This is a genomic window from Pseudomonas sp. 37 R 15 (assembly GCF_900004865.1).
GTDB classification, from domain to species: Bacteria; Pseudomonadota; Gammaproteobacteria; order Pseudomonadales; family Pseudomonadaceae; genus Aquipseudomonas; species Aquipseudomonas fluorescens_AM.
Genome location: NZ_CVTV01000033.1, coordinates 83,357 through 96,908 on the forward strand (window position 1 = coordinate 83,357; position 13,552 = coordinate 96,908).

A 13,552-nucleotide genomic window follows, 5' to 3' on the forward strand; every position below is an offset into this window, starting at 1 on the left:
AATAGTCGATAAGCCAGCTTAAATGCGATAGTTTGTCCCACTGACAGGACAATAGGCCGAGCATGCAAGACCTCAATGACCTCTATTACTTTGCCAAAGTCGTCGAAGCCGGCGGTTTCGCCGCCGCCGGGCGTCTATTGGGGATTCCCAAGTCGCGGCTGTCGCGGCGCATTGCCGAGCTGGAGGAGCGCCTGGGCGCGCGCCTGTTGCAACGCACCACGCGGCAACTGACCCTGACCGCCGTCGGCGAGCGTTACTTACGCCACTGTCAGGCCATGCTGTTGGAGGCAGAGATGGCCGACGAGGCCGTGGCCAGCATGTCCACCGAGCCCCGAGGGCGCCTGCGCGTCACGTGCCCGGTCGGGCTGGCCCAGCAGATCCTGCCGGAACTGGTGGCCGGGTTTCTCGCCGCGCACCCGCTGGTGCAACTGGACATGACCCTGGTCAACCGTCGCGTCGACCTGGTGGCCGAAGGCATCGACGTGGCGTTGCGCGTACGCGAACTGGGCGACGAAGACCCGTTGCTGGTCACCAAACGCTTGCGCCAGGCCCAGACCGTGCTGGTGGCCAGCCCGGCACTTCTGCGTGACCGTCGGGTAGAGACCCTGGAAGACCTCAGGCAATTGCCGATCATGGGCGCACTCGAGGCGGACCGCATGGTGCACCAGCGCATCATCGACCCCCAGGGCAACGCCCATGAGCTGGTCATGGAGGCCCGCCTGGGCATCGAGGACTTTATCGTACGCAAGACCAGCGCCCTCATGGGCGTGGGCTTCACGGTGCTGCCGATGATGTATTGCGAAGAGGAACTGGCCAGCGGCCGGCTGGTGCAACTGTTGCCGCAATGGTCGCTACCCGGCGGCTGGCTGCAGGCCGTGTACCCGCACCGGCGCGGCGTGCTGCCGGCCATCCGGGCCTGGATCGACTACCTGGAAGAAGGCTTCAAAGGCTGTGGAGACCGTACGTTATGAGCATGAGCGAAGCACAAGTCGCGGCATTCTGCCTGGGCCTGCCAGGAGCGCGCGAGGACTACAAATGGGGCGGTGTACGCGTGTTCTCGATTGCCGGCAACAAGATGTTCGCCCTGCAGAACTTGCGCGGTGAGTCGCTGGCGTTCAAGGTCGACAAGGCACTGTTCCTCGGCCACGTCGACCGGCCGGGCATCCACCCGGCGCCGTACCTGGCACGTGCGCAGTGGATCATCATGAACACGCCCTACCCGCTTGGGTCCGACGAACTGCGTGGCTTGTTGCAGCGCTCGCACCAGTTGGTGGTGGGCAAGCTGCCCAAGCGCACGCAGGTCGGGTTGTGGCTAGAGGATCGACAGTAGCGTGCCGCCGAGAAACAGCTGGTCCAGCCAGAACACCTGGTGCAACAGCACAATCACCCAGAACAGCACCTGGTAGGACACCTTGCGTGTTTTGTGCCGGAACACTTGCTGCGCGATCAATGCCCCCGGCCAACCGCCCGCCAGCTCGACGGCGTGCAGGATGTTTTCCGGGATGCGCCGGCCCTCTGTCTGCGCTTTGCGCTTGTCGCTCCAGTACATAAAGAACGCCACCATGCTGACCACCCCGTAGGCTGCCAGCGGGATCATGGTCTCGCCGCGATGCCACAGCAGCGCCGAACCCAGCAACGGCGCCGCGCACAGCAGCACGAAGAGCAACGTCTTCAAGCGTGGGTGCTGAATGTTCATGGCTTGACGGCGGTCCAGTCGATCCAGCCGAATTGCCAGGTCGCCAGGATCACCAGGCCGAACGCAATGCGGTACCAGGCAAAGGCCGCGTAGCTGTGGTTGGCGATGAACTTGAGCAGGCCCTTGACCGCGATCATCGCGAAGATGAACGAGGTGACAAAGCCAATGGCGAACACCGGCAGGTCCGCCGGCTGAAACAGGTCGCGGTATTTATAGCCCGAGTACAGCGCTGCACCGACCATGGTCGGCATGGCCAGGAAGAATGAAAACTCGGTGGCGGTCTTGCGCGACAAGCCGAACAACAGGCCGCCGATGATCGTCGCGCCGGAGCGTGAAGTGCCCGGGATCATGGCCAGGCACTGGGCCATGCCGACCTTGAGCGCGTCCTTCCAGGTGATCTCGTCGACGGTTTGCGCATGCACCGCATGCTGGCGACGTTCCGCCCACAACATGACCACACCGCCCACCACCAGGGCCGTGGCCACGGTGATCGGGTTGAACAGGTAATGCTTGATCAGGTCAGCGAAAATCACCCCCAGCACCACCGCCGGCAACACCGCGATGATCAGGTTCACGGTGAAGCGCTGGGCGTTGCGCTGGGTGGGCAAGCCGATGACCACGTCGAGGATCTTGCGCCGGAATTCCCAGACCACGGCGAGGATCGCGCCCAACTGGATAATGATATTGAATGCCTCGAAACGCTCGCCGCCGAAGTTGATCAGGTCGGCGACGATGATCTGGTGGCCGGTGCTGGAGATCGGCAGAAACTCCGTCAGCCCCTCGACCACGCCAAGAATCAGTGCCTGTATGGCGGTCCAAAAATCCATGCTTTCTCCAAAGGTCACGCGCCTGGCGTGCCTCTTAGTGTTTTTTAAAGTTCACTGACAACGAGCACACTGCAGCGCCCGGCGTTGATTCTCAATGCCGGACTGCAAAAATTCCGTGAAAAATCAGGCAGTACTCAGGTTTTTCGATTCCGGGCCGAAAGCCTATCAGACAAGCCGCAAAAGTCGATGCAACACCCACAATTATAAAAGGCTCGGAGTGACAGGACGATGAACAGTTTGCGCAATATGTCGATCAGCCGGCGCCTCTGGCTGATCCTGATAGTCGCCGTGCTGATGCTGCTGACCTTGGGCGCCTTGATGCTCAAACAGATCCATGACGACCTCTACCAGGCCAAGCGCCAACAGACCCAGCACGTGGTGCAAACCGCCAGCGGCGTACTCGGCTACTACCAGAACCTGGAAAAGACCGGGGTGCTCACCCGTGAGGCGGCGCAGCAACAAGCCCTGAGCGCGGTGCGCGGCCTGCGGTATGACCACGACGACTACTTCTGGATCAACGACCTCACCCCCGTGATGATCATGCATGCGGCCAACCCCAAGCTGGACGGCCAGAACCTCTCGGCGATCCGCGACCCGGACGGGTTTGCCGTGTTCAATGAATTCGTGAGCCTGGCCAAGGCCAAGGGCGCCGGCATCGTCAATTATCGCTGGCCAAAGCCGGGGGCCGATGCGCCGGTGCAGAAAACCTCTTACATCCAACTGTTCGAACCCTGGGGCTGGATCATCGGCTCGGGCGTCTATGTGGACGACGTGCAGGCCGAGTTCACCGGCCAGGTGTGGAAAGCCTCCGCTATCGGTCTGGCCATTGCGCTGGTCATGACCCTGCTGGTGCTGTTGATCGCGCGCAGTATCGTGCAGCCGTTGCAGGCTGCGGTAAATGCCATGGGCAACATTGCCAGCGGCGAAAGCGACCTGACCCGCAGCCTCGACACTCATGGGCGCGACGAGGTCACCCAACTGTCCGAGCACTTCAATACCTTCACCGCCAAATTACGCCAGGTGGTCGGCCATTTGCAGGTGTGCGCCAACGCCCTGGGCGAGTCGTCGACCGAGTTGGGCCACAACGCCAGCCAGGCCCATGACCGCAGCCAGCAGCAGTCGCAACAGATGGAACTGGTGGCCACCGCCATCAATGAAGTCACCTACGGCGTGCAGGACGTGGCCAAGAATGCCGAGCACGCCGCCAGCGAAATGCGCGATGCCCAGGCCCAGGCGCAGCAAGGCCAGGTCAACATCGACAGCAGCCTGCAGCAGATCGACCAGCTCTCGGGCACCATCAGCCAGGCCGTGGAGGTGATCCGCACCCTGTCCAGCGAAAGCACCCAGATCGGCGGCGTGCTCGAAGTGATTCGCTCGATTGCCGACCAGACCAATCTGCTCGCCCTCAACGCCGCTATCGAAGCCGCGCGCGCCGGCGAGCAGGGCCGTGGGTTTGCAGTAGTGGCCGATGAAGTACGCCTGCTGGCCCAGCGCACGCAAAAATCCACGGCTGAAATCCAGGCGATGATCGAGCGCCTGCAAGGGCATTCGGAAGCGGCGGTCAAGGTGATCAGCGACAGTCACAGCGCCTCGCAATTGACCATCGAGCAAGCCGGCCTGGCCGGTGCGAGCCTCAATGCCATCGGCCAGGCACTGCATAATCTCAACGGCCTGAATGCCTCGATTGCCAGTGCCACCCTGCAACAGGCCCATGTGGTGGAAGACATCAACCAGAACGTCACCCAGGCGGCCGGGCTGTCCCACAGCACCGCGCTGGCGGCTGAGCAGTCGAGCGTGGCCAGCGCGCAGTTGCGGGGTTTGAGCGAGCAGCTTGACGGGTTGTTGCGTCAGTTCCGCATCTAGCCCTGAGTTAAATTGTGGGACGGGGCAAGCCCTAACCTGTAGGAGCGAGCTTGCTCGCGAAAAACGTCAACGATAACGCGTGCTTCCTGAATGAACGCGGTGCCTGTGAGTTTTTCGCGAGCAAGCTCGCTCCTGCAAAAAGCCAGGGCAAGCCCCGTCCCACATTTGCCCGCCTGTGTTTTGAGGATTGGCCACCTCTGGGTACAATCACCGCCCTCTCCCACTCCCCCAAGGAACCGCCATGTCCGGGCTTGAACTGTTCGCCGCCGCACTGGGGGTGATTGCCGTATGGCTGACGGTCAAGCAGAACCCATGGTGCTGGCCCATCGGCCTGGTGATGGTATTGCTCTACACCTGGGTGTTCTACGACGTAAAACTCTACTCCGACATGTTGCTGCAAGTGGTGTATGCCGCCTTGCAACTCTATGGCTGGTGGCAATGGACCCGCGCCGGCGCGGTCAGGCAGGGACGCCAGGTTAGCCGCCTGGAAATGCCTGCGGTCATGGTCAGCCTGTTGGTGGGCGCTGTCGGCAGCCTGCTGCTCGGCGCCGCCATGGCTCACTGGACCGACGCCGCCCAGCCCTGGCTCGACGCGGCCCTCACCGGCTTCAGCCTGGTGGCGCAGCTGTGGATGGCACAAAAGCGCGTGCAGTGCTGGCCATTGTGGATCGCGGTGGATGTGATTTTCGTCGGGCTGTTCCTCTACAAAGGCCTCTACCTCACCGCCGCGCTGTATGCGCTGTTTACCATGATTGCCGTGCAAGGCTGGCGTGAATGGCGCGCCGACCCGGCGTTGCACGCATGAAGGTGGTGGTGCTGGCAGGCCCGGAATCGAGCGGTAAAAGCTGGCTGGCGGCGCAGCTTCATGCGCACTTCGGCGGGCTCATGGTGGGGGAATACGTGCGCACTTTCATCGACGCACATCAACGCGATACCTGCCTGGCGGATATCCCGGCGATCGCCCGGGGCCAGTTGGCCTGGGAGGATGCGGCGCGCGCCAAGTGCCCGGCGCTGCTGATCCTCGACACCCACCTGCTGACCAACCGGCTCTGGAGCCAGACGCTGTTTGGCGATTACCCAGGCTGGCTCGACAGCGAACTGCTGGCCCGTCACTACGACCTGCATCTGCTGCTGTCCCCGGAAGACGTGGAATGGAGCGCCGACGGCCAGCGCTGCCAACCGCAACTGGCAGACCGCCGGGCGTTCTTCCAGGCCAGCCTGGACTGGATGCACGTGCAGCACCAGCCGGTGGCGGTGATCAGGGGTGATTGGCACGCGCGCCGGGAGGCGGCGTTTGCCGCCGTCGAGCGCTTGCTCGCGTCTGCAACGACCGATTAACGCTTCTTGCGCGTGCCGAGCTCAATCCAGGTGGGTGCATGGTCGCTGGCATGCGCTTCGTTGCGCACCCAGGCATCGACGCCGGCATTCTTCAGATAGGGCTTGAGCGCGGGGTTGAGCAACAGATGGTCGATGCGCAGCCCTGAATTCTTCTGCCAGTGCTGGCGGAAATAATCCCAGAACGTATACACCCGCTCTTCAGGGTACAAATGCCGCACCGCGTCGGTCCAACCCTGTTCCAGCAGGCGCTGATAGCAGGCCCGGCTCTCGGGTTGCAACAACGCGTCCTTGAGCCAGGAGCGCGGGTTATAGATGTCCAGGTCGGTGGGCACCACATTGAAATCCCCGGCCAGCAGCACCGGATGATCACTGGCTTGCAACGCCTGTGCATAGTCGATCAGGCGTTCGAACCAGGCCAGTTTGTAATCGAATTTTGGTCCGGGTTGCGGGTTGCCGTTAGGCAGATACAGGCAACCGACCAACACGCCATGCACGGCCGCTTCGATATAGCGGCTTTGCTCGTCGCTGTCGTCGCCGGGCAGACCGCGCCGGCTTTCCAGCGGTTGCGCGTCCCTGGCCAGAATCGCCACCCCGTTCCACGAGGCCTGGCCCAGGCAGATCGCGCCGTAGCCGGCCGCCTCGAAATCGGCATAGGGAAACAGCCTCTCCGGCGCCTTGAGTTCCTGCAGGCAAACGATGTCCGGCTGCTCGCGCGCCAGCCAGTGCAGAAGGTTAGGCAGCCGGGCACGAATGCCGTTGATGTTGAAGGTGGCGATTTTCAGCGCTTTCATGGCTGGGGTCCTTTCGGGGCTCTTGGGGTAGAGCCCGGAAAGGCCGCAGATGTTCCATGCGCGAACGGGTCGGTGTCAGTACCCCAACGACAGCCCGGTATTGCGACGCGGGTCATTCGCGCCATAGAAGCGGTTGTTGCCCACCGGCTTGGCATCCAGGGCCGGAGCGCCCACCAGGATGGCCGCCACGTGGTTGGCATCCTGGGGACCGGCGAACGTATGGCCCCAGCTTTCGAGGATCTTGCGGGTATCCGGGCTGACCGCAAAGGTTTCAAGGTTGGTGGCTTGCGGCATCCACTGCTGGTGGAAGCGCGGCGCGTCCACGGCCTCCTGGATATTCATCTTGTAGTCGATGACATTCAGGAGGGTCAGCAAGGTCGCGGTGATAATGCGGCTGCCGCCCGGCGTGCCCGCCACCATGACCACCTTGCCATCCCTGGTCACGATGGTCGGGCTCATCGACGACAACGGCGTCTTGCCCGGCGCGATGGCATTGGCTTCACCCTGGACCAGCCCGTACATGTTCGGCACGCCGACCTTGGCGGTAAAGTCGTCCATTTCATCGTTGAGGATCACCCCGGTCTTGCTTGCCATCACGCCCGCGCCAAACCAGTCGTTGAGGGTGTAGGTGACGGAAACCGCGTTGCCCCAGGTGTCGACGATGGAATAGTGGGTGGTGTTATTGCCTTCATGGGGCGATACCCCCGGCTTGATCGCCTGGGAATCCCCGGCCTTGTGCGGCTCGATCGCGTCGCGCAGTTTCGCCGCGTAGTTTTTATCCAGCAGATGCGCTATCGGATTCTTCACGAAATCCGGGTCGCCGAGGTAGCTGTTGCGGTCCACATACGCGTGGCGCATTGCTTCGATCTGGTAGTGCAAGCCCTGGGCCGAGTGATAGCCCAGGTCCGCCATCGGGTAGCCTTCGAGGATATTCATGATCTGGCAGATCACCACGCCACCGGAGCTTGGCGGCGGCGCCGAAACCACATGATAGCCACGGTAATCGCATTCGATGGGCGCCAATTCGCGGGGTTTGTACTTGTCCAGGTCCGCCTGGGTGATCAGGCCCTTGCCGGCCTGGCTGGAATCCACCAGGGCCTTGGCCACCCAACCTTTATAGAAGCCATCGCTGCCCTTGGCGGACACTTCCTTGAGGGTCCTGGCCAGGTCCTTCTGTATCAGCGTCTGGCCGACCTGCAGCGGTTGCCCGTTGTGCAGGAAGATTGCGCGCATGTCCTGATCTTTTTCAAACTCACCGGTGGCGGTGTGCAACAGGTCGATATCGCCCTGCTCCAGGACAAAGCCGTGTTCTGCCAACTTGATCGCCGGGGCGATGACCTGGGCGCGCTTGAGGGTGCCGTATGTGTTCAGGGCAAACTCCATGCCGGAAACAGTGCCGGGCACCGCGACGGCCAGATGACCCTTGGTGCTCAAGCCCTCGATGACGTTGCCGTCTTTATCCAGGTACATATTGGCAGTGGCCGCCAGCGGGGCTTTTTCGCGGAAATCGAGGAACGTCTTGCGCCCGTCCGCCAGTTGCACAGTCATGAAACCGCCGCCGCCCAGGTTGCCGGCCGCCGGGTACACCACTGCCAGTGCGTAACCGACCGCAACGGCCGCATCCACCGCATTGCCGCCGGCCTTGAGCACATCCACGCCCACCTGCGTTGCCAAATGCTGGGCGGTGACCACCATGCCATTTTCCCCGGCCACCGGGGCCTGGGAAGCGGCGTGCACGCCACTGACCGTCAACACCAGGGCAGTGGCAATCAAGGTGCGGTTGAAGGCTTGGTATTTCATCCGTGACTACTCGAGTGATTGAGATGCACCAAAATAGCCCTTCCCTGATTCGATCCCCAGCGCAGTGGCGTTTTTATGACAGAGCTTGTCGGTGATGGAACGGTGCTGCGCAATATTCAGCGCTGGCCTATGAAACGAATGGCGCTAGAATCAGCGCCACTCTTTATCCGCCCCCTGATACGAGCCCCCCATGAGCTTTGATTTCGACACGATCCACCCACGCCTGGGCACCGGCAGCATCAAGTGGAACCGCTACCCGCAAGACGTGTTGCCGATGTGGATCGCCGACATGGACATCGCCGCCCCGCCCGCCGTGCTAGAGGCCCTGCATGCGCGCCTCGACCGGCAGGTGCTCGGCTACAGTGTCGCCGGCCCGGATGTGCGCGAGGCGATCATCGCCGACCTGTGGGCCAAGTACGCTTGGCGTGTTGAGCCGGATGAGCTGTTGTTCCTGCCCGGCGTCGAGCCGGGGTTCAATATGGCGCTGCACGCGTTCGTGCAGCCGGGCCAGCCGGTGGTGCTGCAAACCCCTAACTATCGCCCGATTCGCCTGGCGCCCGGCCACTGGAACCTGCCACGTATCGAAGTGCCTTTCGAGCTGATTGACGGCCGATACCACACGCCGCTGGCGGCCATGCGCGATGCCTTGGCCGGTGCCGGCGCGCTGTTGCTGAGCAACCCGCACAACCCGCTCGGCAAGGTCTTCCCCCGCCAGGAGCTGCTGGCGATCGCGCAGGCGTGCATGGAAAACGGCGCGCTGATCATCTCCGATGAAATCCACGCCGAGCTGTGCTTTGACGGCCGCCGCCATATTCCCACCGCCAGCCTCAGCCCCGAGATTGCGCAGCGCACCATTACGCTGATGTCGGCCAGCAAGGCTTATAACGTGGCCGGCCTGAAGACCTGTTTCGCGGTGGTCCAGAATGCCGGGATGCGCGAGCGTTTCAACCAGGCCCGTTGCGGCATGGTCGACAGCGTCAGCCCCCTGGGCCTGGAAGCCACCCGCGCCGCCTACAGCGCATGCGGCGACTGGCTCCAGGCACTGGTGCACTACCTGCAAGGTAACCGGGACTACCTGCTCAACGCCGTGCAAACCCGCCTGCCCGGCGTGGTGATGCATGCGCCAGAAGGCACTTTCCTGGCCTGGCTCGATTGCAGCGCCCTGGGCCTGGAGGACCCGCAACAGTTTTTCCTTGAACAGGCCAAGGTTGGGTTGAGTGCCGGGATCGAGTTTGGCGATGACAGCCAGCAGTTTGTGCGCCTGAACTTCGGCTGCCCGAGGACCATGCTGGAAGAGGGCTTGCAGCGTATGGAGCGCAGTCTGAAAAACCGCTGAATGGGGCGGGAACCGTAAAAGGCTTTTTCAGCACTCAGGGGAGTCCCTTGTGCGTCTGAAACCTTCGGAGCATTGCGCGCTATGCTATCGACACGCCCTCCCGCTATCGGCCCTGTGCCAATCATGGAATCATTCAAGCCGAACCCGGTATTGCGCGAGCCTGCAGCATCAGCCGCCTCGGCCTTACACGCCGCTGACACCCACGCCTCGCAGCGGCCCATGCGCTTGGCGGGGTTGAAACACCCACTGGCGAACCCGCCCGACGCACGCGCAGGCACCCAGACGGTGCAGGTTGAAATGGGCCAGTCAGTGACCCTGCATAAAGGCCGGGACGCGCTCACGACCCGTGGTCTGTCAGACTGCTCTGCTTTGGCGGTGCTTACCGGGTGGAACGGGTCTGCTTACCAGGAACGCACCCTGATGCACCTGACCGGCAGCAACCTGGAGCTGGGGCTGAACCCTGGCAGCAGCACGACTCAAAGGTTGATGCAAACATTGCAGGCATCGTTGGACAAGAACAGCCACGTCATCCTGGTGGGCGGAATCAACTCAAGCTCCCTGCAAGGCATGGCAACGACCATCGGACAAACCTTGCACGGCGAGCAACCGCTGCGCGACCTGCTCAACGGCCGCTCAGGCGCGGCAGTGACCCTGGCCGGTTCCGCCGGCATCACAATCAATGCCGATGGCACATTCAAGTTGCAGGACGGAACCGGTAAAGGGGTACTGAGTCGCGAAGATATCGCCAGAGTGTTTGATCGCGTCGACTGACAGTACCCATCCAGCACCTTTTAAAGCTTGGCGATGGACACTTCGGTGGATTTCACGAAGGCAATCACTTCACTGCCCACTTTCAATTCCAGGTCACGCACCGAACGGGTGGTGATGACCGACGTGACGATGCCGGACGCGGTCTGCACGTCGATTTCCGACACCACTTCACCCAGCAGAATTTCCTTGATGGTGCCCTTGAACTGGTTGCGCACATTGATCGCTTTGATGGTCATGTCGGCTTTCCTTTTGGCTGTTGGGTCAATCCGCACGAATGCGCAGGCCCTCAAAATGCGCCATCGAGAAGAACAATAAAAGGAATATATAACTCTTTATTTATTCGATACGGATATATGAGCAGCAGTGTTCATTCAACAGCAGTTACGACGTCAGCGTTTCAAGAGAGTGTGACCCAATACCGGGTCCGCGCCTGAACGCGCAACCCCAGGCTGGAAGCCAGCAAGTCGAGGATGCGATCGGTGTCGTCCAGACGAAAACTGCCGGTGACCCGCAGCGTTTCCAGGCGAGGGTCCCAGCGCAGCACGCCCGGCCGATAACGCGTCAATTCCCGCAGGAAATCCCCCAGCGCCTGGTTCTGCGCGGTCAGTACACCGTCGCGCCAGCCCAGTTGCAGCGCATCGAACGCCACCCAGGCGCCGAGCCCGTTGTTTTTCAACGGCGCTTGCTGCCCTCCTTGCAAGGTTGCCGTTCGCCCATCCAGACCGCGTACCCGGACGGACCCCTTGAGCACCGACACCAGGCAGCCGGTGTCCAGTTGCCGGACACATACCTCAGCCTGGCTGACTGTCAGCTCGCCGTAACGCGTCTGTACGCTTATCGCCGCCGCTGCAGGTACATTCAACGCCAACTCACCCTCGACCAGGGTGATCCGCCGCTGCGCCGGGTCGACGTCCACCGCCGTCGCGGTATTGAGTTGCATGCTGGCGCCGTCAGCCAATGCCAAGCGCTTGCGCTCTCCCGTGGCCGTGTGCAGATCGGCGCGCCAGGTCTGGATGGGCAATTGCCGGCTGAGCAGCCAGGCCGTCGGCAACACAGCCGCAACCCCCAGCGCGCGCTTGAGCACAGCACGCCGTCCGGGTTGCGGGCGATCGAGGCTGGCCATCGCCAGGGCCTGGGGCAAGTCGCTGAAACGCTGGCGCAGGGCCTGTGCGCTTTGCCAGGTCTGCTCATGCTGGGGATGGCTGTCACGCCAGCGCTGCAACGCGGCGTGATCGCGCTCGGTGGCCGCGCCTGACTCCAGCAGCGCCAGCCATTGGGCGGCGGCGCGGGCAACGTCGCGGTTCACAGGTTCACCAGCAAGCAGTGTTCGTAGGCCTGGGCCATGTAGCGCTTTACCGTGCGTTCGCACACGTTGAGGCGTGCGGCGATCTCCCGATAGCCCAGGCCTTCCAGTTGGCTCCACAGAAAAGCGCGGCGCACCTGCATCGGTAGCCCCTCAAGCAGGTCGTCCAGGGCGTGCAAGGTTTCCAGCAACAACCAGCGTTGCTCTGGTGAAGGCACACAGGCCTGCGGCAGGCTTGCCAAGGCATTCAGATAAGCCTGTTCGAGGCTGCGTCGCTGATGGAAATTGACCAGCAAGCGCTTGCCGACCGTCACCAGATACGCCCTCGGCTCCTGCATCTGCCCGATTGGCTGCGCGCTGGCGAGCACGCGCAGGAACGTATCCTGGCTCAGGTCCGCGGCATCCCAGGCATTGCCCAAACGCCGGCGCAGCCAGCTTTCCAGCCAGCTGTGATGGTCGCGGTACAGGCTCGACACGGTCAGTTCGGGGGCGTGGGTCGGTACAACGGCATCATTCATGGCAAGCGACCTGCGCGGCGCGACTGAGTCTCAAATGAGATTCATTCTATTTAATGTTGAGGCGCTATACCACGATATTTTCAACGCGATATTTAAACATTCAGACAATCTTCTTGCGCGTTGACCTACCTTGTTACACACCATATAGTGTGCCCACAAACAGAACAGACCACTACATAGTGTGCAGTATCGGTATTTTCCGACCACACTATGCGCAGTATTTCAATGCCTGAAGCCTGCAAACCGCATATTTTTTGGACGGTTCCGCACACCGTCAGAACAGATCAGGAAGGAGTATTTCAATGCTGAGTTGGGATGAAGTCGACAACGAAGACAGCGTTGCAGCGGTCGTCAAAGGCGCCAACGCCGGCCACGCCACCGAAGCCAACATGGACCGCCTCGACGGGGCCGGCGCTGCCGCCGCCATCGAAGCGCGCGCCGTCACCGCCAATGACTCCGCTGCCATCGCGCGCGCCAAGGCCGAACTGGACAAACTCGACGTCGCCGAAGGCCTCGCCGAACTCGAAGGCGCCTCCGCCCGCGTCGCCGTCGACGAAAAGCGCATGATCAACTGCCGCGCCGACCTCAACCAACTCGTGCCCTTCAAGTACGACTGGGCCTGGCAAAAGTATCTCGACGGCTGCGCCAACCACTGGATGCCGCAAGAGGTCAACATGACCGCCGACATCGCCCTGTGGAAAAACCCCGAAGGCCTGACCGACGACGAACGTCGCATCGTCATGCGCAACCTCGGCTTCTTCTCCACCGCCGACTCCCTGGTCGCCAACAACCTGGTGCTGGCCGTGTACCGCCTGATCACCAACCCCGAGTGCCGCCAGTACATCCTGCGCCAGGCCTTCGAAGAAGCGATCCACACCCACGCCTACCAGTACTGCATCGAATCGTTGGCCATGGATGAAGGCGAGATCTTCAACATGTACCACGAGATTCCATCGGTCGCGAAAAAAGCCGCCTGGGGCCTGAAGTACACCCGTTCGATCTCCGATCCGAAGTTCGAAACCGGCACCGTCGACACCGACAAAGAATTGCTGCGCAACCTGGTCGCCTACTACTGCGTCCTGGAAGGCATCTTCTTCTACTGCGGCTTCACCCAGATCCTGTCCATGGGCCGCCGCAACAAAATGACCGGCGTCGCCGAGCAGTTCCAGTACATCCTGCGCGATGAATCGATGCACCTGAACTTCGGTATCGACGTGATCAACCAGATCAAAATCGAAAACCCGCACTTGTGGGATGCCGAGATGAAGGAAGAAGCAACGCAGATGATCCTGCAGGGGACGCAGCTGGA

General features: G+C 61.9%; 15 protein-coding genes. 8 read left to right on the forward strand and 7 right to left on the reverse strand.

Annotated features, from left to right (window positions below; genetic code table 11):
• Positions 1-62: 62 nt before the first annotated feature.
• A complete protein-coding gene (locus tag BFQ04_RS11165; RefSeq protein ID WP_065950868.1) occupies positions 63-971 on the forward strand; it encodes a LysR substrate-binding domain-containing protein in 909 nt (302 codons plus the stop codon).
• Positions 968-1,330 carry an MmcQ/YjbR family DNA-binding protein gene (locus BFQ04_RS11170; protein ID WP_065950869.1) on the forward strand — a complete coding sequence of 121 codons (363 nt, stop codon included), beginning with the start codon at positions 968-970 and terminating at the stop codon, positions 1,328-1,330. Before BFQ04_RS11165 ends, BFQ04_RS11170 begins: the two co-directional genes overlap by 4 nt.
• Here BFQ04_RS11170 and BFQ04_RS11175 read toward each other — a convergent pair.
• Positions 1,313-1,696 carry a DUF1294 domain-containing protein gene (locus BFQ04_RS11175; protein ID WP_065950870.1) on the reverse strand — a complete coding sequence of 128 codons (384 nt, stop codon included), beginning with the start codon at positions 1,694-1,696 and terminating at the stop codon, positions 1,313-1,315. The two genes, BFQ04_RS11170 and BFQ04_RS11175, sit on opposite strands and share 18 nt — an antisense overlap.
• Positions 1,693-2,523, reverse strand: a complete 831-nt coding sequence (locus BFQ04_RS11180; RefSeq protein WP_065950871.1) for an undecaprenyl-diphosphate phosphatase — start codon at positions 2,521-2,523, stop codon at positions 1,693-1,695. The genes BFQ04_RS11175 and BFQ04_RS11180 overlap by 4 nt, the downstream gene beginning before the upstream one ends.
• A gap of 228 nt (positions 2,524-2,751) precedes the next feature.
• Between BFQ04_RS11180 and BFQ04_RS11185 the strand changes: the two genes are divergently transcribed.
• The 3 genes from BFQ04_RS11185 to BFQ04_RS11195 all read left to right on the forward strand — a co-directional run bounded on the left by BFQ04_RS11185 (position 2,752) and on the right by BFQ04_RS11195 (position 5,724).
• On the forward strand, positions 2,752-4,386 hold the full coding sequence (locus BFQ04_RS11185) for a methyl-accepting chemotaxis protein (RefSeq protein ID WP_065950872.1): 1,635 nt from the start codon (positions 2,752-2,754) through the stop codon (positions 4,384-4,386).
• Positions 4,387-4,627: 241 nt separating this feature from the next.
• On the forward strand, positions 4,628-5,191 hold the full coding sequence (gene pnuC, locus BFQ04_RS11190; protein ID WP_065950873.1) for a nicotinamide riboside transporter PnuC: 564 nt from the start codon (positions 4,628-4,630) through the stop codon (positions 5,189-5,191).
• A complete protein-coding gene (locus BFQ04_RS11195; RefSeq protein WP_065950874.1) occupies positions 5,188-5,724 on the forward strand; it encodes an AAA family ATPase in 537 nt (178 codons plus the stop codon). The genes pnuC and BFQ04_RS11195 overlap by 4 nt, the downstream gene beginning before the upstream one ends.
• On the opposite strand, the gene xth is transcribed toward BFQ04_RS11195, so the two are convergent.
• Entirely contained in the window at positions 5,721-6,515 is a 795-nt protein-coding gene (xth, locus tag BFQ04_RS11200) for an exodeoxyribonuclease III (RefSeq protein ID WP_065950875.1), read from the reverse strand. The two genes, BFQ04_RS11195 and xth, sit on opposite strands and share 4 nt — an antisense overlap.
• Positions 6,516-6,590: 75 nt before the next feature.
• Positions 6,591-8,315 (reverse strand): gamma-glutamyltransferase, encoded by a 1,725-nt coding sequence (ggt, locus tag BFQ04_RS11205; protein WP_065950876.1) that lies wholly within the window; start codon positions 8,313-8,315, stop codon positions 6,591-6,593.
• 190 nt (positions 8,316-8,505) lie between these two features.
• On the opposite strand from ggt, the gene BFQ04_RS11210 reads away from it, so the two are divergent.
• Both BFQ04_RS11210 and BFQ04_RS11215 read left to right on the forward strand, forming a co-directional pair.
• Positions 8,506-9,651: a MalY/PatB family protein gene (locus BFQ04_RS11210; protein ID WP_065950877.1), complete on the forward strand. Its 1,146-nt coding sequence runs from the start codon at positions 8,506-8,508 to the stop codon at positions 9,649-9,651.
• A 123-nt stretch (positions 9,652-9,774) separates the two neighbouring features.
• Positions 9,775-10,422: a hypothetical protein gene (locus BFQ04_RS11215; protein WP_065950878.1), complete on the forward strand. Its 648-nt coding sequence runs from the start codon at positions 9,775-9,777 to the stop codon at positions 10,420-10,422.
• A 20-nt stretch (positions 10,423-10,442) separates the two neighbouring features.
• Here BFQ04_RS11215 and BFQ04_RS11220 read toward each other — a convergent pair whose 3' ends face one another.
• The 3 genes from BFQ04_RS11220 to BFQ04_RS11230 form a co-directional block, all read right to left on the reverse strand.
• The gene (locus BFQ04_RS11220) at positions 10,443-10,658 is read right to left on the reverse strand and encodes a TOBE domain-containing protein (protein ID WP_057725249.1); all 216 of its coding nucleotides are present in this window, start codon (positions 10,656-10,658) and stop codon (positions 10,443-10,445) included.
• Between the two features lie 161 nt (positions 10,659-10,819).
• Positions 10,820-11,728, reverse strand: a complete 909-nt coding sequence (locus tag BFQ04_RS11225; RefSeq protein WP_065950879.1) for a FecR domain-containing protein — start codon at positions 11,726-11,728, stop codon at positions 10,820-10,822.
• Positions 11,725-12,243, reverse strand: coding sequence for a sigma-70 family RNA polymerase sigma factor (locus BFQ04_RS11230; protein WP_065950880.1), 519 nt, complete (start codon positions 12,241-12,243; stop codon positions 11,725-11,727). The genes BFQ04_RS11225 and BFQ04_RS11230 overlap by 4 nt, the downstream gene beginning before the upstream one ends.
• 302 nt (positions 12,244-12,545) lie before the next feature.
• On the opposite strand from BFQ04_RS11230, the gene BFQ04_RS11235 reads away from it, so the two are divergent.
• Positions 12,546-13,552 (forward strand): ribonucleotide-diphosphate reductase subunit beta (locus tag BFQ04_RS11235; protein WP_065950881.1); only part of this gene is annotated, 1,007 nt, incomplete at its 3' end.